Genomic DNA, 19,833 nt, shown 5'->3' on the forward strand with positions numbered 1-19,833 from the left:
CAGGGAACGGAAGAACATGTCCAAAATCGACGATCTTCTGCAGCAGATCGGCTCGCTGACGGTGCTTGAAGCCGCCGAGTTGAAAGACAAAATGGAGGAAACCTTCGGTGTGTCGGCCGCCGCGCCGGTCGCCGTCGCCGCCGCTCCCGGTGGCGGAGGCGACGCCGCCGAGGAGGAGCAGACGGAGTTCGACGTCGTCCTCACGGCGGTGGGCAGCAAGAAGATCCAGGTGATCAAGGTCGTGCGTGAAGTCACGAGCCTGGGTCTCAAGGAGGCGAAGGCCGTCGTCGACAACGCCCCCGGACCCGTGAAGGAAGGCGTGTCCAAGGAGGAGGCGGAGGAGATCAAGGCCAAGCTCGAAGAGCAGGGCGCCACGGCGGATCTCAAGTAGCCGCGCTGAAGAGCGTGGCACGCCCCGGCGTCGATCATCCGATCGGCTCCGGACTGCGGAGGGACCGCAGCCGGGCCGATGACGCAGGGGTCCGACCTCACACCGTGCACGAACCGGCGCAACCGCTTGCGGGCGGTGCCCGGTATTTCCGCATCTCCCATGTACTCGCGGGGTTCCCCGCGGGAGGTACGATTTGACGGTCAACGGCAGACCCGCGGTCTCGTTCGACAAGCTCGCCCGCCCGATGCACATGCCGCATTTCCTGGATGTGCAGCGCGAGGCGTTCGAGCGTCTGCTGCAATCGAAGACGAAGGAAGAGGAGCGCCGGGACCTCGGTCTCGAACGCGTTTTTCGGGAGATCTTCCCGATTACGGACGTCAACGAGAACTTCTCGCTGGAGTTCGTCAGCTACTCTCTCGGAGAGCCGAAGTACGAGGTCGAGGAGTGCATCGAGCGCGACATGACCTACTCCGCGCCGCTGAAGGCGCGGCTCCGGCTGGTCATCTTCGAGACGGTCGGGAAGGACGACGAAAAGCGCCCGGGCGATATCCTGGAGAAGGAAGTCTATCTGGGAGATCTGCCGCTCCTGACGGAGCAGGGAACGTTCGTCGTGAACGGAGCGGAGCGGGTCATCGTGAGCCAGCTTCACCGTTCCCCCGGCGTCGTGTTCGAGGAGACGCTGCACCCCAACGGCACGCGTCTTTTCTCGTCCCGCATCATCCCGTTCCGCGGGTCCTGGGTCGAGTTCACGCTCGACATCCACGACGTGATCCACGTCCACATCGACAAGAAGAAGAAATTCCCGGCCACCGCCCTGTTGCGGGCGTTCGGCTACGGGCGGGACGTGGACATCCTCGAGTGCTTCTGCCGACGCCGGCTCGTCCGGATCGACGCGGAGGATGAGGACGAGTCGTCGGCGCACCGCGAGGTGACGGGCACGCTGGTGGCCCGGAGCATCGCGAACCCCGATTTCGGGGAGGATCCCGAGGCGCTGGAACTGCGTGGCTACGAGCCCGCCGCGGACGCCCCGCACTGGCTGGCGGACGACCTGCCGGGCGCCGATGGCGGGGAGCCGGTTGCGGCCCTCGGCGACCGGCTCGACGCGGAGCTGGTGCAGCGCATCCTCGACCGGGAGATCACGAGCGTCGAGGCGTTCGAGGAGGAAGATGCCTTCATCGTGCGCCGCGGGGAGCTGTTGAGCGAAGAAGCCCTCGAGCGCCTCGTGCGCGCGGGCGTGTCGGAGGTCGAGGTCTACTCCAGCGCGACCTTCGTCCCGCTGCGCGGGACCTATGAGGATCTCGCGATGCGCCGCGACTGGAGTTCGAGTCCGCAGCTCGCCGCCGACGTCATCGCGGAGGACACCGGAGAGGTCCTGGCCGAGAAGGGGGCGCGCTTCGATTCGAGCCTGTTCGCGAAGCTCAAGGCGGAGAAGGCTCGCGAGGCCCTCGTGTTCACGGGCGGGCCCCGCGGAGAGTCGCCGCTCCTGCGCAACACGCTGGCGAAGGACCCGACGGGGAGCGAGGCGGCCGCGCTGCACTCGATCTACTCTCTCGTCCGGCCCGGCGAAGCGCCGAACCTGGCGACGGCCCGGGGCGCGCTCGATCGGCTCTTCTTCAACCCCAAGCGGTACGACCTGGGCCGGGTGGGACGGCACAAGATCAACCACCGGCTCAAGGATGTGTATCGGCTGCTCGGCCTCGAGATCCCCTCGGGCGATCTCGTGGTGCTGGATCCGTCCGACTTCGTGGCGATCATCCGCTACCTGGTCGAACTGCACGAAGGCCGCGGATACACGGACGACATCGACCATCTCGGGAACCGCCGCGTGCGGTCCATCGGAGAACTCATCGCGAACCAGTTTTCCGTCGGACTGTCGCGCATGGCCCGCCTGGTCCGCGAGCGGATGTCGATCAACAGCGACCCCGAGAAGATCTCCATCGACGATCTCGTGAACGCGCGTACGGTAAGCGCCGTCATCCAGGCTTTCTTCGGGAGTTCGCAGCTCAGCCAGTTCATGGACCAGACGAACCCGCTCTCGGAACTCACGCACAAGCGGCGCCTGAGCGCGCTGGGTCCGGGCGGGCTGACGCGGGAGCGCGCGGGTTTCGAAGTCCGGGACGTGCACTACTCGCACTACGGGCGGATGTGTCCGATCGAGACGCCGGAAGGCCCGAACATCGGCCTCATCACTTCCGTGACCACGTACTCCCGGCTGAACGAGCTGGGCTTCCTCGAGACTCCCTACCGCAGGGTGGTCAACGAACGGGTCTCGCAGGACGAAATCGTCTGGCTCTCGGCGAGCGAAGAGGAGGAATACTCGGTCGCGCAGGCGAACGCCGAACTCAACCCCGACGGGACGTTCGCCCGCTCGCTCGTCCTCTGCCGGCGCCGCGACGACTATCCGCTGCTGCCGCCGGACGAAATCGACTTCATGGACGTCGCGCCCGACCAGCTGGTGGCCGTGTCGCCCGCGCTCATTCCGTTCCTCGAGCACGATGACGCGAACCGGGCGCTGATGGGATCGAACATGCAGCGGCAGGCCGTGCCGCTTCTCTTCCCGGAACGTCCCCTCGTGGGCACGGGTCTGGAAGGCAAGGTGGCCCGGGACTCCGGTGCGGTCGTGCTTGCGCGCCGCGCCGGGACCGTGACGCGGGTCACGGCGGACGAGGTCGAGGTCGATACCGGCAAGCCCCGACGGGCGGCCGGCGAAGTCCCCCTCGCCCGGCTCACGCAGTACGACTCCTATCGACTCAGGAAGTTCTGGCGCACGAATCAGGACACGGCGATCAACCAGAGGCCGATCGTCCGGGTCGGCGACCGCGTGGAAACGGGCGATGTGGTTGCGGACGGAGCCGGCACGGATGGCGGCTCGCTCGCGCTCGGACGTAACGCGCTCGTCGCTTTCATGCCCTGGTTCGGACACAATTTCGAGGACGCCATCGTGATCAGCGAGAAGCTGGTCAAGGGGGACGTCTACACGTCGGTCCACATCCAGGAACTCGAACTCCACGTCCGCGACACGAAACGCGGGATGGAGGAGATCACGCGCGAGATCCCGAACGTGGCCGAGGAAGCGCTCGTCGACCTCGACGATCGCGGGATCGTCCGCATCGGCGCGGCGGTCCGCTCGGGAGACATCCTCGTGGGCAAGATCACGCCGAAGGGGGAGACCGAGCTTTCGCCCGAGGAAAAGCTGCTGACGGCGATCTTCGGGGAGAAGGCGAAGGATGTGAAGGACAGTTCGCTGCGCGTCCCCCCCGGCGTCGAAGGGACCGTGATCGACGTCAAGATCTTCTCGAGGCGAATCGACGACCCGCTGCTCGAACGGGAGCACGGCGAGCGCATCGCCGAACTGCGCGAGAGCGAGCGCGAGGAGATCGCCCGGGTGATGGAAGCGCGGGACGAGGAGATCCTCGAACTGCTCGAGGGCGAGACGGTGGTGCTGTGTCTCGGCCGGGGCTCCCTCGAACCGCTGTTCGCCGAGGGCACGAAGCTGACGAAGACGAAGCTTCGGAGCGTCGACCTCGGGGAGGTCGACCTTTCGACGCTGAAGGTGAAGACGGAGAAGTCGAACGACCTGATCCGCCGCGTGGAGGCCGAGGCTCGCGCGCGAGTGGAACGGATACGCGAGCGCACGGAAGAGGGAATCGACAAGATCTTCCAGCCCGACGAGCTGTCCCCGGGCGTCGTCCAGCTCGTGAAGGTCTACCTGGCGGAGAAGCGAAAGATCTCCGTGGGAGACAAGATGGCCGGCCGGCACGGGAACAAGGGCATCATCGCCCGCGTGGTTCCCGAAGAGGACATGCCGGTTCTTCCCGACGGACAGTCCATCGATATCGTGCTCAATCCACTCGGCGTGCCGAGCCGGATGAACGTGGGACAGATTCTCGAGACCACGCTGGGCTGGGCGGCCCGGGCGCTCGGCTTCGAGGCGAATACGCCCGTCTTCCAGGGAGCGACGGAGCATGAGATCGGCGCCCTCCTGAAGATCGGGGGCGCCTACTGGGCGGCTCGTACGCTCGGGTCGGAGGTGGAACCGCCCGAACTGTCCTACCGGACGATTCAAGCGCTCGTCAACGAGATCCAGGCCCGCGAAGGAGACGACCGCGTTTCGGACCCGGCGAGTCTCGGACGAACGCTCGACGCCTATCTCGGGGGACGAGGCGAACTCGCCTCGTACCTGCGGAGCCTGGCCTCGTTCGTCCTCGGGGCCGTGCGCGACATCTCCGGCGCGACGACGGCGGCGAAGCTGGAGTCCGAGGGCTGGCCGAAGACCGCCGCGCTCTCCGGGCAGCGCAGGATCACCTCGGGCCTGGACGCGGCCGTCGTCGAACTCATGGAGCGCGCGGGGCTGCGTCCAAACGGCAAGATGAGGCTGCGCGACGGCCGCACGGGCGAAGAGTTCGTGGCGGATATCGCGGTCGGCGAGATCTACATGATGAAGCTCTCGCACCTCGTCGACGACAAGATCCACGCGCGCTCCATCGGTCCGTACAGCCTCGTCACGCAGCAGCCGCTGGCCGGCAAGGCGCAGTTCGGGGGGCAGCGCTTCGGCGAGATGGAAGTGTGGGCGCTGGAAGCCTACGGCGCGGCGCACACGCTGCAGGAGATGCTGACCGTGAAGTCGGATGACGTGACGGGACGGAGCCGCGTGTACGAGGCGATCGTGAAGGGCGACAACCTGCCCAAGCCGGGGGTGCCCGAGAGCTTCAACGTGCTCGTCAAGGAACTGCAGGCGCTGGGGCTGAGCGTGACGCTCGGCGGCGACGAGTCGGAGCCGCTGTTCTAGCGAAACAAGAGGGTGACAGATGATCGATTTTCCGCGAAATCGCAGTGCGGGTTCGTCCGAGTTCGACTGGATTCAGATCAAGCTCGCCTCGCCCGAGGAGATCCGTTCGTGGAGCCACGGAGAGGTCACGAAGCCGGAGACGATCAACTACCGGTCGTTCAAGCCGGAGCGCGACGGCCTCTTCTGCGAGCGCATCTTCGGGCCGGTCAAGGACTGGGAGTGCCACTGCGGGAAGTTCAAGCGGATCCGGTACCGCGGCCACATATGCGACAAGTGCGGGGTCGAGGTCACGCTCTCGAAGGTTCGTCGCGAGCGGATGGGGCACATCGAACTCGCGGTGCCCGTGGCCCATATCTGGTTCTTCAAGACCCTTCCTTCCCAGATGGGCTACCTGCTCGGGATGAAGCTGCGGGATCTCGAGAAGGTCATCTACTACGCCGCGCACGTCGTCACCGAGCCCGGCCGGCAGGACGTCGAGTTCAAGCAGGTTCTGGAAGAGGATGAGTACTGGGACCTGACGGACAAGGCGCGCGAGGAGGGGGACACCGAATTCCGCGCCGAAATCGGGGCGGAAGGGATCCGGACGCTGCTCGGCCAGCTGGATGTCGACGAACTCGCCGAGCAGCTGCGCTACGAGGTCGTGCATGAGACCTCGAAGCACCGGAAGAAGAAGAAGCTCAAGCGGCTCAAGGTGATCGACGCGATCCGCAACAGCGACGACGAGGTCTCCAAGCGGAACAGCCCCGAGCACATGATCATGGACGTGATTCCGGTGATTCCGCCGGATCTGCGTCCCCTCGTGCCGCTGGACGGCGGACGATTCGCGACATCGGACCTCAACGATCTCTACCGTCGCGTGATCAATCGGAACAACCGGCTCAAGAAACTGCTGGAAATGCGCGCGCCGGAGGTGATCCTGCGCAACGAGAAGCGCATGCTCCAGGAGGCGGTCGACGCGCTGTTCGACAACGGGCGGCGCGGCAAGGCGATTCGCGGAAGGGGCAAGCGCCCGCTCAAGTCGCTGTCGGACATGCTCAAGGGCAAGCAGGGCCGGTTCCGGCAGAATCTGCTCGGAAAGCGCGTCGACTACTCCGGCCGGTCGGTCATCGTCGTGGGTCCGGAACTCCGGCTGCACCAGTGCGGGCTGCCGAAGAAGATGGCCGTCGAGCTGTTCAAGCCGTTCATCATCCACGAACTCGAGCGGCGGCTGCACGCCGAGACGGTGAAGCGCGCCAAGAAGCTCGTCGAACTCGACGACCCGACGGTCTACGAGGTCCTCGAGGACATCATCAAGGATCACCCCGTCCTCCTGAACCGGGCCCCGACGCTCCACCGGCTGGGCATCCAGGCCTTCGAGCCGGTGCTCGTGGAGGGGAAGGCCATCCGCATTCACCCGCTCGTGTGCGCGGCGTTCAACGCGGACTTCGACGGCGACCAGATGGCGGTCCACGTGCCGCTGTCGTTCGAATCGCAGCTCGAGGCGCGGATCCTCATGCTGTCGAGCAACAACATCCTGAAGCCCGCGAACGGGCGGCCGATCGCGTCGCCGTCCCAGGACATGGTCCTCGGCTGCTACTACATGACGAAGGTCCGGCCGGACTTCGACGAGCATGGGGCGGGGTCGGATCTCCCCCACTTCGCGAACGCGGATCAGGTTGAAATGGCGCTCGAGGCGGGATATCTGCGCTCGCCGGCGGGGACGCCGGACTACCACCTGCCGATCCGGCTGCTCGTCGAAGAGGAGGCCGATGAGGGCCGGATCGAGGGGAAGTGGATCGTGACCAGCGTCGGACGCGCCCTCTTCAACGCGATCCTGCCCTCCCGGGTGCCGTACGTGAACGAGACGCTGGGCAAAGGGGCGTTGGGAGACCTCGTTTTCCGGTCGTTCCGTCTCGCGGGACTCGAGGACACGACGGCGTTCCTCGATCAACTCAAGGACTTCGGGTTCCGACACGCGACGAAGGCCGGCGTTTCCATCGGCCTCGACGACATGGAGATCCCGGCCGAGAAGCAGGATATCCTCGGCGAGGCCCAGGACGACGTGAACCGGTTCACGAAGGCGTACCACCGCGGCGTGATCTCCTTCGGGGAGCGGTACAACAAGGTGATCGATGCCTGGACCCACGCGAACAACGATGTCGCCGACGCGATGGTCCGCGGGCTCCAGCAATCGAGACACGGCTTCAATCCGATCTTCATGATGTTCGACTCGGGCGCCCGGGGTTCCCGCGACCAGATCCGTCAGCTCGCGGGAATGCGGGGTCTGATGGCCAAGCCCCAGAAGAAGCTGACCGGCGGCATCGGCGAGATCATCGAGAGCCCGATCCGTTCCAACTTCAGGGAGGGCCTCAGCGTGCTCGAGTACTTCATCTCGACGCACGGCGCCCGGAAGGGGCTCGCCGACACGGCGCTCAAGACGGCGGACGCCGGCTACCTCACGCGCCGGCTCGTCGACGTGGCGCAGGATGTCACGATCATCGAGGAGGACTGCAACACGATCCTCGGGCTCGACGTCACGGCGCTCAAGGAGGGCGAGGACATCATCGAGCCGCTGCCGGGTCGCGTCGCCGGCACCATCGCGGCCGAAGCCGTGATCGACCCCATCGACGACGAAGTCATCGTCGAGGCCGGAGACATGATCACGGAGGCGCGGGCACGCGCCATCGATGAGAGCGGTGTCCAGCAGGTCCGCATCCGGTCCGTCCTCACCTGCGAGTCCCGGCGGGGCATCTGCCAGCAGTGCTACGGCCGCAATCTCGCGACGATGGAACTCGTCGATCTGGGAGAGGCGGCGGGAATCCTCGCCGCGCAGTCGATCGGCGAACCGGGGACGCAGCTCACGCTCAGAACCTTCCATATCGGTGGGACGGCGGCCCGTATCGCGGCGCAGACCCAGCGGCGCTCCAAGCTCGAAGGCCGGATCGCGTTCGAGCGCGTGACGACCGTCACGAGTCCGTCGGGAGACACGATCGTCACGAGCCGCGAGGGCGAACTCCTCATGAAGACGCCGGACGACCGCATCCTCTCGCGGCTCGCCATCCCCTACGGGGCAACGCTCTTCGTGGAGGACGACACCGATGTGGTGCACGGGGATCTGCTCTTCGGCTGGGACCCGTACTCCGAACCCATCGTTGCGGACAAGAAGGGGAAGATCCGGTTCACGGACATCGTGCCGGAGGAGACGGTCCGCGAGGAACTCGACGAAGCGACGGGACGGCGTCAGCAGGTCATCATCGACGACCGGGAGAAGAAGCTCCACCCCGTCATCAACATCGTGACCGGAAAGGGCGCCAAGCTGCGCGAGTTCATCGTGCCGGTCGGTACGCAACTGCTCGTGCAGGACGGACAGGCCGTGAACGCGGGGGAGACGCTCGCCAAGATCAGTCGCGAGGCCTACAAGACCCGCGACATCACCGGTGGATTGCCGCGGGTCGCCGAGCTGTTCGAGGCGCGGAGGCCGAAGGATCCCGCGACGATTACCGAGGTCGACGGGCGGGTCTCGTTCGGCGGGATCAAGCGCGGGAAGCGCGAGATCCTGGTGACCATGGACGACGGCGAGGAGATGGTGTATCAGATCCCCGTCGGCAAGCACCTTCGCGTGCACGAAGGTGATCTCGTGCGTGCGGGCGACCGGCTGTCCGAGGGTCCGGTGAACCCGCACGACATCCTGCGGGTCCGGGGACCCCGGGCCGTGCAGGAGTACCTGCTCAACGAGATCCAGGAGGTCTACCGCCTGCAGGGCGTGCGGATCAACGACAAGCACATCGCCGTGATCGTGCGCCAGATGCTGCAGAAGGTCCGTATCACGGATCCGGGCGGCACGGAATTCCTCGAAGGCGAGCACGTGGACCGGATGGAGTTCCGCGATGCGACGCGCGCGGTCCTCGAGAGTGGAGGCAAGCCCCCGCGGGCGGAGCCGGTCCTGCTCGGAATCACGAAGTCGAGCCTCACCACGGAGTCGTTCATCAGCGCGGCCTCCTTCCAGGAGACGACGCGCGTGCTTACGGACGCCGCCGTGCGTGGAGCGAAGGACCGCCTCAGGGGGCTCAAGGAGAACATCATCATCGGGCATCTGGTCCCGGCGGGTACGGGGACGCACCGATTCTCCGATATCGAATTCCTCGTCGACGACGCGCTGAAGGCGCAGATCGATTCCATGCGGCGCCGGGTCGTGCCCGAGGAGATGCCCCGGAGTCTCTTCTCGGACCTGCGGGACCAGGCCGAGGAGGACGAGGCCGCGGTGGCCGAGGAGGGCGCGGTCATGACGACCTGACGTCCGTCCGACGCCGAAGCAGGGGGTGCGTTTACGGGATTTCCGCGCCCCCTCTCGGCGACGGAAGTTGCTTGACACGGAGAGGCCTCAAGACTACTCTCTCTTGTCTGTCGACCGACCGGTCGGCAGTCGCCGCGGGGGCGGTTCGGATCCGTCCCCGATTTTTTTACCCCCAACGGCCGGGCCCCGAGTTCGGTGATCGGCGCACCGGTGCGGCCGAAGGGAGCGATGGAGCGGGAATGCCGACCATCAATCAGTTGGTCCGCAAGGGCCGAAGAAAGGTCCGAAAGAAGAGCAAGGCGCCGGCGCTGGAGGGAAACCCCCAGAAGCGCGGCGTGTGCACGCGCGTGTACACCACGACGCCGAAGAAGCCGAATTCGGCCCTGCGGAAGGTCGCCCGCGTGCGACTCACGAACGGATACGAAGTCACCGCGTATATCGGAGGCGAGGGCCACAACCTCCAGGAACACAGCATCGTGCTGATCCGGGGCGGACGGGTGAAGGATCTGCCGGGTGTGCGGTATCACATCATCCGCGGAACCCTCGACGCGTCGGGCGTGGACGACAGGAACCAGGGCCGGTCGAAGTACGGTTCCAAGAAGAGAAAGTAGCTGGCAGCGGGCCGAACACCGTTTGGGCCCGGCCTCGGAGTCCGTGGCCGGGCTTTATTGCGAAGTCTCCGGATGAACCCGGAGCCGGATATGGCGAAACGAGATGCCGCGACGAAACCGTGCCGAACAGCGTGAGGTGATTCCGGACTCCCGATACGGGAGCACGGAGGTCACAAAGTTCATCAACATGCTGATGCTCGACGGAAAGAAGTCCCTCGCCGAGCAGATCTTCTACGATGCGATGCAGAACATCGAGATGAAGACGGGGCAGCCGGCGATGAACGTGTTCCGGCAGGCGCTGCAGAACGCGAAGCCCATCCTCGAGGTCCGCAGCCGGCGCGTGGGCGGCGCGACGTACCAGGTCCCGATGGAAGTGTCGTACCGGCGGCGCGACTCGCTCGCACGCCGGTGGCTCGTGCAGTACTCGCGCGCCCGCTCCGGCAAGACGATGGCGCAGCGCCTCGCCGGTGAACTGCTCGACGCCGCTCGCGGCGACGGGGGCGCGGTGAGGAAGAAGGAGGACGTGCACCGGATGGCGGACGCGAACAAGGCGTTCGCGCACTACCGCTGGTAATGAGTCCGTCCGGCACCCGAGGCTCGACAGATAGAGATCAATAGATCGACTCATGGAGAGAAGAACGCCGCTCGAGCGGCTTCGGAATATCGGCATCATGGCGCACATCGATGCCGGAAAGACGACGACGACCGAACGGGTGCTGTTCTATACCGGCCGGACGCATCGCCTGGGCGAAGTGCATCATGGCGACGCGACGATGGACTGGATGGAACAGGAGCAGGAACGCGGCATCACGATTACGTCGGCCGCCACCACCTGTAACTGGACGCACGAAGGCGAACCCTACCGCATCAACATCATCGACACGCCGGGGCACGTCGACTTCACGGTGGAGGTGGAGCGCAGCCTCCGCGTGCTCGACGGCGCCGTGGCCCTCTTCTGCGCCGTCGGCGGCGTGGAGCCGCAGTCCGAGACGGTATGGCGGCAGGCCGACAAGTACGGTGTGCCGCGCATCGCGTTCGTCAACAAGATGGACCGCGTCGGCGCCGACTTCATGAACGTCGTCCGGATGATGCGCGACCGCCTGGGCGCGAACGCGCAGCCGCTCCAGATCCCTCTCGGCGAGGGTGAACTCTATACGGGCATGGTCGACCTCATTCGCGAGGTCAAGGTCGTCTACGACGATGAATCCCTGGGCGCGCGCTGGACCGAAGGCCCCGTGCCGGACGCCCTCGTGGACCAGGTGGCGGAGCTGCGGAGCGCCCTCATCGAGGCCGCGGTCGAATACGACGAACCCGCCCTCGAGAAGTACCTCGAAGGGGAAGAACTCACCGAGGACGAAATCCGCGGCGCGGTGCGAAAGGCAACGCTGGCCAACGGGATCACGCCGATCCTGTGTGGCTCCGCCTTCAAGAACAAGGGCGTACAGCGCCTGCTCGACGCCGTGATCGACTTCCTCCCCTCTCCCCTCGATGTCCCTCCCGTCACCGGCCGCCTCCCGCAGCAGGATGAGACGGAGGTGGAGCGTGCGGCCGACGAAGGGGCGCCGTTCGCGGCTCTCGCGTTCAAGATCGCGACCGATCCGTACGTGGGGCGCCTGACCTACTTCAGGGTCTATTCCGGGACGGCGAAGGCCGGCTCGAAGGCGCTGAATTCGTCCAGGGGACGGAAGGAGCGCTTCGGGCGGCTGCTCCAGATGCACGCGAACAAGCGGGAGGAGCGCGACGAGGTGTTCGCCGGCGACATCGCGGCCGCGATCGGGCTCAAGCATACGCGGACGGGAGACACGCTCTCGTCGGCGACCGACCCGATCGTGCTCGAGTCGATGAGCTTCCCCGAACCCGTGATCCGGGTGGCGATCGAGCCCCGGACGAAGGCGGATCAGGAGAAGTTGTCGGGGGCGCTCGCGAAGCTGGCCGAGGAAGACCCGACATTCCGCGTCTACACCGACGAGGAGACCGGGCAGACCATCATCAGCGGGATGGGCGAACTCCATCTCGAGATCATCGTCGACCGGCTCCAGCGCGAGTTCAGGGTCAACGCGAACGTCGGCCGTCCGCAGGTGGCCTATCGCGAGACGATCCGCAAGGCCGTCCGCAAGGTGGAAGGCCGCTTCGTGCGGCAGTCCGGCGGCCGCGGGCAGTTCGGGCACGTGATCATCAACCTCGAGCCCACGGATCCCGGCGGCGGCTTCATCTTCGACTCCGAGATCCGGGGCGGAAACGTGCCCCGCGAGTACGTGCTCTCGGTCGAACAGGGGATTCGCGAGGCGCTGGACTCCGGGATCGTCGCGGGCTACCCGATCATCGACATCAAGGCCACCCTGATCGACGGCTCGTACCATGAGGTCGATTCCAGCGAGATGGCCTTCAAGATCGCGGGCTCGATCGCGCTCAAGGAAGGTGCGCGCAAGGCGCAGCCGGTATTGCTCGAGCCCGTCATGAACGTGGAGGTCGTAACACCCGACGACTATCTCGGGGACGTGATGGGAGACCTCTCCAGCCGGAGGGGCAAGATCGGCGGCATGACGCAGCGTTCGTCCGCCCAGGTCGTCGGGGCGTCGGTGCCGCTGTCGGAGATGTTCGGCTACGCGACCTCCCTGCGCTCGATCAGCCAGGGTCGCGCGGTCTACACCATGCAGTTTTCGCACTACGAGGAAGTTCCGGGCTCCAAGACGGCGGAGATCGTCTCCGCCAACGGCTCGTAGACGGCGAAGAGCCGGTCCGCGAGCAGGCCGCAGACGAGACACAGGAGAACGAGGGGCGATGGCGAAGGAAAAGTTCGAGCGAACGAAGCCGCACGTGAACGTGGGGACGATCGGACACGTGGACCACGGGAAGACGACGCTGACGGCTGCGATCACGCAGGTACAGGCTCAGAAGGGATACGGGGAGTACGTGGCGTTCGATCAGATCGACAAGGCTCCCGAGGAGCGGGAGCGGGGGATCACGATCGCGACGGCGCACGTGGAATACGAGTCGGAGGGACGACACTACGCGCACGTGGACTGTCCGGGACACGCGGACTACGTGAAGAACATGATCACGGGCGCGGCGCAGATGGACGGGGCGATCGTGGTGGTGTCGGCGGCGGACGGGCCGATGCCGCAGACGCGGGAGCACATATTGCTGGCCCGCCAGGTGAACGTGCCGTACATCGTGGTGTTTTTGAACAAGGTGGACCAGGTCGACGACGAGGAGTTGCTGGACCTGGTGGAGCTGGAGGTTCGGGAGTTGCTGAGCGAGTACGAGTTTCCGGGCGACGACGTGCCGGTGGTACGGGGCTCGGCGCTTCATGCGTTGGAGAGCGGGGATCCGGGGGCTCCGGAGACGGCGTGCATCGGGGAGCTGATGGACGCGCTGGACAGCTACATCCCGGTTCCGGAGCGTGCGACGGACAAGCCGTTCCTGATGCCCGTGGAGGACGTGTTCACGATCACGGGCCGGGGGACGGTGGTGACGGGCCGGATCGAGCGCGGGGTGGTGAAGACGGGCGAGGGCGTGGAGTTGGTGGGCCTGGGCTCGGAGAAGAAGACGGTGGTGACGGGAGTGGAGATGTTCCGGAAGATCCTGGACGAGGGCCAGGCGGGCGACAACGCGGGGCTCCTGCTTCGGGGGGTGGCGAAGACGGAGGTGGAGCGCGGGATGGTGGTCGCGCACCCTCAGTCGATCACGCCTCACCGGAAGTTTTCGGCGGAGGTGTACGTGCTGACGAAGAACGAGGGGGGCCGTCATACGCCGTTCTTCAACGGGTACCGTCCGCAGTTCTACTTCCGGACGACGGACGTGACGGGCTCGGCGGAGCTGCCCGAGGGGGTGGAGATGGTGATGCCGGGTGACAATGTGAACATGGCGGTGGAGCTGATCGCGCCGATCGCGATGGAGGAGAACCTCCGGTTCGCGATCCGCGAGGGAGGCCGGACGGTGGGCGCCGGAGTCGTCACCGCCATCCACGACTAGCGGACAGCCCAGGAAAACGAGACGGCGCAAAGATATGGCGCAGAAGATTCGGATTCGGCTGAAGGCCTTCGATCCAGCCGTGATCGACCAGACGGCGGCGGACATCGTTCGGACCGCGCAGAAGACCGGTGCGTCCGTCAGCGGGCCGATCCCGCTTCCGACGCGCCGTCAGTTGTTCACGGTGCTGCGGAGTCCGCATGTGGACAAGAAGTCGCGGGAACAGTTCGAACTGAAGACGCACAAACGGCTCATCGATATCCATGACTCCCGTCCGCAGACGATCGACGCGCTGACGAAGTTGGATCTCGCGGCCGGCGTCGATGTGGAAATCAAAGTCGAGTAGCGAGATGCCCGGGTTGATCGGCCGAAAAATCGGCATGACGCAGATCTTCGACGACGACGGGAAGGCCGTCGGTGTCACCGTGCTGGAAGTCGGACCCTGTGCGGTCGTCCAGATCAAGACCGTCGAGCGCGACGGATACGAGGCCGTGCAGCTGGGCTTCGGCCGCGTGAAGGAGGGGCGCACGCGGAAACCGGCCGCGGGCCACGCCGCGCGCGCCGGACTCGACTACGTGCCGCGCGTCCTCGCGGAGTTCGACTTCGAGGGCGAAGAGCTCGAGCTCGGCCAGGAACTCACGGTCGACATGTTCGATGTCGGATCGCGGGTGAACGTGACGGGAACGACCAAGGGTCGCGGGTTCCAGGGCGTCGTGAAGCGGCACGGCTTCGGCGGTGGTCGCGGTTCCCACGGCGGAACGTCCATTCTCCGGGCGCCCGGCTCGATCGGGGCCGGCACGGACCCGTCGCGCGTGATCAAGGGGCGAAAGATGGCGGGCCGCATGGGGGGAACGCAGCGCATGGCGATGAGCCGGAAGATCATCCGGGTCGACGCGGAAAAGAACCTCCTGATCGTGCAGGGTTCCGTCCCGGGCGGGCGAAACAACCTCGTCATGGTGAGGCCGGGCCGATGAAAGTCGCGACGTACGGCTCCGACGGTGCGGCAGGGGCCGAGCGGGCCCTGCCCGAGACCCCGTTCGACGGCGTGGTCAACGAAGATGTGCTCCACCAGGTCGTCACCGCCGTGCTGGCGAACCGGCGGCAGGGGACCGCGTCGACGAAGACCCGCTCGACCGTTCGCGGAGGGTCGCGGAAGCCCTGGCGGCAGAAGGGGACGGGACGCGCCCGGGCCGGCTCGATCCGTTCGGCGCTGTGGCGCGGCGGCTCGGTCGTCTTCGGCCCGCAGCCGCGCTCCTATCGCGTGCGCGTCCCGAAGCGGATCCGTCGGCTGGCCATCCGTTCCGCACTCAATACGAGAGCCATGAACGGCGATCTCGCGCTCATCGAGCCGCTGGACTTCGATTCGCCGAAGACCCGGCGCGTCGCCGCTCTGCTGGCCAGCATCGGCCGCGGTTCGGAGAACGTCCTGCTCCTTACGGCGGGTCACAAGCCGGACGTCCACCTTTCGGCCAGAAATCTGCCGGGCGTGCGCGTGCTCCCCTGGGGGGAGGCGTCGGCGTACGACATCCTCTGGTCGGACCTGGTACTCGTCGAATCGTCCGTCTTCGATGCGGCGGGAGACTCCGCCGGGGAAGGTGAGGCATGAGGCGCTCGCCGAACGAGATCATCCTGCGTCCGCTCTTCACGGAGAAGACGTCCACGAGCCTTCAGTCCGAGGGGACCGACGGCGTCGGACGGCGCCTCCAGGCGCGGATCGACCGCGGCGAGGTGGAACCGCGTCCCAAGTACACCTTCGAGGTGGCGCCGGACGCGAACAAGATCGAGATTCGCCGCGCCTTCGAGGCGATCTTCGAGGGGCGGCGAGTCACCTCCGTGCGCACGATGAACGTGCGGGGGAAGATGAAGCGCATGGGGCGCACGATGGGCCGCAGGCCGCACTGGAAGAAAGCGATCATCGAGGTCGCGGATGGTCCCGTCGACGTGCTGGAGGGAGCCTGATCGATGCCGATTCGCAAGTTCAAGCCGGTCACGGCGGCCTCTCGATACCGCAGCGTATCGACGTTCGAGGAAATCACCCGCAGCGAGCCGGAGAAGTCGCTGACGGAGGGGCTGCCGAAGAAGTCCGGCCGCAATCACCACGGACATATCACGAGCCGGAGGCGAGGGGGCGGCCACAAGCGGCGCTACCGGCGCATCGACTTCAAGCGCAGGAAGGACGGCGTGCCCGGCGTCATCGCGGAGATCGAATACGATCCGAATCGCTCCGCTCGCATCGCCCTCATCCACTACGCGGATGGAGAAAAGCGCTACATCCTGCACCCGCGAGGTCTCGGTGTCGGTGACACCATCCTCTCCGGGTCGGGGATCGATCCGAACGTGGGGAACTGCCTGCCGCTGCGCGAGGTCCCGCTCGGGACGGTCGTACACGGCGTGGAACTCGTGCCCGGCAAGGGCGCGCAACTCGCCCGCTCGGCCGGCGCGTCCGTCCAGGTCGTCGCGAAGGAGCGGGGCACGGTCACGTTGCGGCTCCCGAGCACCGAGATGCGCATGGTGCCGGAATCGTGCCGGGCGACGGTCGGGCAGGTCGGCAACGTCGACCACGAGCTCATTCGAGCCGGCAAGGCGGGCCGATCGAGGTGGAAGGGCCGGCGGCCCAAGGTGCGCGGCGTGGCGATGAATCCCGTGGACCATCCCCTCGGGGGTGGGGAGGGGCGCAGTTCCGGCGGTCGTCCGCCCGTATCGCCGTGGGGCAAGCCGGAGGGTCGCAAGACGAGGAAGAAGCACAAGCCGAGCGACAAGCTGATCGTGCGCGGCCGCAAGCGCGGCAGGGCCACGAAGTAGGAGCGGGAGATCCGATGCCGAGAAGCGTGCGGAAGGGACCGTACATCGACGAGAAGCTGCTGATGAAGGTGCAGCGGATGAACGATTCCGGAGACAAGTCGGTGATCAAGACGTGGGCCCGGGCTTCGACCATCAGTCCGGATTTCGTCGGACACACGCTCGCGGTGCACAACGGCAACAAGTTCATCCCGGTCTACGTGACGGAGAACATGGTGGGGCACAAGCTCGGAGAGTTTGCGACGACGCGCACTTTCCGCGGGCACGCCGGTTCCGCGCGAGACCGGAGGGGCAGAGTCTGATGCAGGCGACAGCCAGGGCGAAGAACCTCGGCATGTCCGCCCGGAAGATGCGTCTGGTCATCGACCAGATTCGCGGGCGAGACGTCAACGAGGCCTACGCCATCCTGCAGTTCTCGAAGAAGAAGGCGGCGCGCTCGATCGGAAAGGTGCTCCGTTCGGCCGTCGCCAATGCCGTCTACAGGGCGGACGAGGGCGGCGAGACGCTGGACGTGGACGAACTCTACGTGCGCGAGGCGTACGTGGACGAAGGCAGGACGCTCCGGCGCTGGCGAGCACGCGCCTACGGAAGGGCGACCCCCCGGCTCAAGCGGAGCAGCCATGTGACGGTCGTCGTGGACACGAGAGACTAATGGGCCAGAAGACACACCCGTACGGATTCAGGCTCGGCGCGGTCAAGCCGTGGCGGTCGCGCTGGTATGCGCAGGGCAAGGAGTTCCCGAAGCTCCTCGCGGAAGACGAGAAGCTGCGAAAGTACCTGCACGCGCGTCTCGGGCACGCGGCGATCGCGCAGGTGGAGATCGAGCGCAAGCCGTCCAAGATCGTCGTGACGATCCACACGGGTCGCCCCGGCGTCGTCATCGGCAAGCGTGGGGCCGAGGTCGACAAGCTGCGTGACGAACTCGCTCTGCTGACGGAGGCGGAGGTTTCCGTCAACGTCGAGGAGATTCGCCGTCCGGAGACCCAGGCGCAGCTCGTGGCCGACAACGTCGCCCATCAGCTGACGCAGCGCATCAGCTTCCGGCGCGCGATGAAGCGGGCCGTGCAGGCGGCGATGCGGGCGGGCGCCGGCGGCATCCGCATCCAGTGCGGCGGGCGGCTCGGCGGAGCCGAGATCGCGCGCTCGGAGGGCTATCACGAAGGACGCGTGCCGCTGCACACATTGCGCGCGGACATCGACTACGCGGAGCGACAGGCCCGGACGACGTTCGGCACGATCGGCGTGAAGGTATGGATCTTCCATGGCGAGATCGTGGAGGACCGCCGCGGTCAGACGTACACCGCCGGCGGCCGCCGGCGCGCGGGCCGCGGGCGAGGATAGAGACACATGCTGCAGCCGAAGCGGATCAAGTACAGGAAACAGCAAAAGGGACGCATGCGCGGCGCCGCGCATCGCGGAAACAAGGTCTCGTTCGGCGACTACGCGCTTCAGGCCGTGGAACCGGGCTGGATCACGAACCGTCAGATCGAAGCCGCTCGAGTTGCCATGACCCGGCACATCAAGCGTGGCGGAAAGGTCTGGATCCGCATCTTTCCGGACAAGCCGCTCACGCAGAAGCCGGCGGAGACCCGGATGGGGAAGGGCAAGGGGAATCCCGAGTACTGGGTTGCGCCGGTGAAGCCGGGCCGGGTGATGTTCGAGCTCGAGGGGGTCGACATCGAACTCGCGAAGCGGGCGATGCAGTTGGCGTCGGCGAAGCTCCCGGTCAAGACACGCTTCCTGGAGCGGGAGGACTAGATGCCGCTTGAGGCGATGGAGATTCGCGAATTCACCGACGAGGAGCTCGCCGAGGAACTCGCCCGAGCGAAGGACGAGATCGCTCGTCTGCGCTACCGGGCCGCGTTCGAGGAACTCGAGAACCCGTCGCTCGTGAAGACGTTGCGTCGCGAGATCGCACGGCTGAAGACCGTGCAGGTCGAGCGGGCGCGTAGCGAGGAGAACCAGGTTGGCTGATCAATCGGCGACGAAGGGCCGGCGCAAGGTCCGGCTCGGAACGGTCGTGAGCGACCGCATGGAAAAGACCGTCGTGGTGTCGGTCGAGCGGCGGCTCGCGCACCCGCTGTACGGCAAACAGGTGAGCCGCGGCAAACGGTACCAGGCGCACGACGAAGAGAACGAATACCGGGTGGGCGACGTGGTCCGGATCGAGGAGACCCGTCCGCTCTCCAGGCTCAAGCGCTGGCGCGTGCTCGAGCTGGTCCAGCGTCCGGAGTAACGGGGGCACGACGAGATGATTCAGCAGGAATCGATGGTCCGCATCGCGGACAATTCCGGTGCCCGCCGGGCTCTCTGCATACGGGTCCTCGGCGGGTCGCGCCGCCGGTACGCCCGCGTGGGCGACGTGATCGTCGCGACGATCAAGGACGCGACCCCGCACGGGAACGTGAAGAAGGGCCAGGTGGTCCGGGCGGTCGTCGTGCGGACGGCGAAGGAAAGCCGGCGGCGCGACGGGAGCTACATCCGCTTCGATGAGAACGCGGCGGTGATCATCAACGACGCGGGAGAGCCGACCGCGACACGTATTTTCGGGCCGGTGGCGCGTGAACTCCGTGAGAAGAAGTTCATGAAGATCGTTTCGCTCGCCCCCGAAGTCATCTGAGCGCCGTACGAGGATCTGAACCGACGATGACACGGAAGAAACTGAGCGTGAGAACCGGTGACACGGTCCGGGTGATCGCGGGCAACTACGCGGGCGCCCAGGGCCAGGTGCTGCGCACGATCCCTTCGCGGGGACTCGTCGTGGTGCAGGACGTGAACATGCGCAAGCATCACAAGCGTCCCGTGGCCAACGCGAGGGGCGGGGTCACCGAAGGCGGCATCGTCACCTACGAAGAGCCGATCAGCGTCTCGAACGTGATGCTCTTGTGTCCCCAGTGCGACGAGCCCTCGCGGGTGCGCCGCCAGCGCGACGCGGACGGCACGATCGAGCGGATCTGCAAGCGGTGTGACCACCCCATCCCGATGGCGGGCTAGCAAG

20 protein-coding genes are annotated in these 19,833 nt (G+C 66.3%); all 20 read left to right on the top strand.

The window, feature by feature from the left end:
- The first annotated feature begins 16 nt into the window (after positions 1-16).
- The 20 genes from rplL to rplX all read left to right on the top strand — a co-directional run bounded on the left by rplL (position 17) and on the right by rplX (position 19,829).
- On the top strand, positions 17-391 hold the full coding sequence (rplL, locus tag ACOGI9_RS02930) for a 50S ribosomal protein L7/L12 (RefSeq protein WP_310756546.1): 375 nt from the start codon (positions 17-19) through the stop codon (positions 389-391).
- Positions 392-635: 244 nt separating this feature from the next.
- A complete protein-coding gene (gene rpoB / locus ACOGI9_RS02935) occupies positions 636-5,180 on the top strand; it encodes a DNA-directed RNA polymerase subunit beta (protein ID WP_419859226.1) in 4,545 nt (1,514 codons plus the stop codon).
- 19 nt (positions 5,181-5,199) lie between these two features.
- A complete protein-coding gene (gene rpoC, locus ACOGI9_RS02940) occupies positions 5,200-9,453 on the top strand; it encodes a DNA-directed RNA polymerase subunit beta' (protein ID WP_419858408.1) in 4,254 nt (1,417 codons plus the stop codon).
- A 239-nt stretch (positions 9,454-9,692) separates the two neighbouring features.
- Positions 9,693-10,064 carry a 30S ribosomal protein S12 gene (gene rpsL, locus ACOGI9_RS02945; RefSeq protein WP_310779551.1) on the top strand — a complete coding sequence of 124 codons (372 nt, stop codon included), beginning with the start codon at positions 9,693-9,695 and terminating at the stop codon, positions 10,062-10,064.
- A gap of 103 nt (positions 10,065-10,167) precedes the next feature.
- The gene (gene rpsG, locus ACOGI9_RS02950; RefSeq protein ID WP_310782657.1) at positions 10,168-10,638 is read left to right on the top strand and encodes a 30S ribosomal protein S7; all 471 of its coding nucleotides are present in this window, start codon (positions 10,168-10,170) and stop codon (positions 10,636-10,638) included.
- A 52-nt stretch (positions 10,639-10,690) separates the two neighbouring features.
- Positions 10,691-12,787 (top strand): elongation factor G, encoded by a 2,097-nt coding sequence (fusA, locus tag ACOGI9_RS02955; protein WP_419858409.1) that lies wholly within the window; start codon positions 10,691-10,693, stop codon positions 12,785-12,787.
- Between the two features lie 58 nt (positions 12,788-12,845).
- The gene (tuf, locus tag ACOGI9_RS02960; RefSeq protein WP_419858402.1) at positions 12,846-14,039 is read left to right on the top strand and encodes an elongation factor Tu; all 1,194 of its coding nucleotides are present in this window, start codon (positions 12,846-12,848) and stop codon (positions 14,037-14,039) included.
- Between the two features lie 34 nt (positions 14,040-14,073).
- Positions 14,074-14,382, top strand: a complete 309-nt coding sequence (rpsJ, locus tag ACOGI9_RS02965; RefSeq protein ID WP_310756558.1) for a 30S ribosomal protein S10 — start codon at positions 14,074-14,076, stop codon at positions 14,380-14,382.
- 4 nt (positions 14,383-14,386) lie between these two features.
- The gene (gene rplC, locus ACOGI9_RS02970) at positions 14,387-15,010 is read left to right on the top strand and encodes a 50S ribosomal protein L3 (protein ID WP_419858410.1); all 624 of its coding nucleotides are present in this window, start codon (positions 14,387-14,389) and stop codon (positions 15,008-15,010) included.
- Positions 15,007-15,642 (top strand): 50S ribosomal protein L4, encoded by a 636-nt coding sequence (rplD, locus tag ACOGI9_RS02975; RefSeq protein ID WP_419858411.1) that lies wholly within the window; start codon positions 15,007-15,009, stop codon positions 15,640-15,642. Before rplC ends, rplD begins: the two co-directional genes overlap by 4 nt.
- On the top strand, positions 15,639-15,995 hold the full coding sequence (gene rplW / locus ACOGI9_RS02980) for a 50S ribosomal protein L23 (RefSeq protein WP_419858412.1): 357 nt from the start codon (positions 15,639-15,641) through the stop codon (positions 15,993-15,995). Before rplD ends, rplW begins: the two co-directional genes overlap by 4 nt.
- 3 nt (positions 15,996-15,998) lie before the next feature.
- Positions 15,999-16,838, top strand: coding sequence for a 50S ribosomal protein L2 (gene rplB / locus ACOGI9_RS02985; protein WP_419858413.1), 840 nt, complete (start codon positions 15,999-16,001; stop codon positions 16,836-16,838).
- A 14-nt stretch (positions 16,839-16,852) separates the two neighbouring features.
- On the top strand, positions 16,853-17,137 hold the full coding sequence (gene rpsS, locus ACOGI9_RS02990; RefSeq protein ID WP_310756568.1) for a 30S ribosomal protein S19: 285 nt from the start codon (positions 16,853-16,855) through the stop codon (positions 17,135-17,137).
- Positions 17,137-17,487: a 50S ribosomal protein L22 gene (gene rplV, locus ACOGI9_RS02995; RefSeq protein ID WP_310779537.1), complete on the top strand. Its 351-nt coding sequence runs from the start codon at positions 17,137-17,139 to the stop codon at positions 17,485-17,487. The genes rpsS and rplV overlap by 1 nt, the downstream gene beginning before the upstream one ends.
- The gene (rpsC, locus tag ACOGI9_RS03000; RefSeq protein WP_419858414.1) at positions 17,487-18,176 is read left to right on the top strand and encodes a 30S ribosomal protein S3; all 690 of its coding nucleotides are present in this window, start codon (positions 17,487-17,489) and stop codon (positions 18,174-18,176) included. Before rplV ends, rpsC begins: the two co-directional genes overlap by 1 nt.
- Before the next feature lie 6 nt (positions 18,177-18,182).
- On the top strand, positions 18,183-18,593 hold the full coding sequence (rplP, locus tag ACOGI9_RS03005; RefSeq protein ID WP_419858415.1) for a 50S ribosomal protein L16: 411 nt from the start codon (positions 18,183-18,185) through the stop codon (positions 18,591-18,593).
- Complete coding sequence (gene rpmC, locus ACOGI9_RS03010; protein WP_419858416.1) at positions 18,594-18,809, top strand: 50S ribosomal protein L29; 216 nt, start codon at positions 18,594-18,596, stop codon at positions 18,807-18,809.
- The gene (rpsQ, locus tag ACOGI9_RS03015) at positions 18,802-19,071 is read left to right on the top strand and encodes a 30S ribosomal protein S17 (RefSeq protein WP_310779529.1); all 270 of its coding nucleotides are present in this window, start codon (positions 18,802-18,804) and stop codon (positions 19,069-19,071) included. Before rpmC ends, rpsQ begins: the two co-directional genes overlap by 8 nt.
- 15 nt (positions 19,072-19,086) lie before the next feature.
- A complete protein-coding gene (gene rplN / locus ACOGI9_RS03020; protein WP_310779527.1) occupies positions 19,087-19,455 on the top strand; it encodes a 50S ribosomal protein L14 in 369 nt (122 codons plus the stop codon).
- A 26-nt stretch (positions 19,456-19,481) separates the two neighbouring features.
- Positions 19,482-19,829 carry a 50S ribosomal protein L24 gene (rplX, locus tag ACOGI9_RS03025; RefSeq protein WP_419858417.1) on the top strand — a complete coding sequence of 116 codons (348 nt, stop codon included), beginning with the start codon at positions 19,482-19,484 and terminating at the stop codon, positions 19,827-19,829.
- Positions 19,830-19,833: the final 4 nt, after the last annotated feature.

The sequence above is a fragment of the Candidatus Palauibacter irciniicola genome (genome assembly GCF_965208695.1).
GTDB classification, from domain to species: domain Bacteria; phylum Gemmatimonadota; class Gemmatimonadetes; order Palauibacterales; family Palauibacteraceae; genus Palauibacter; species Palauibacter irciniicola.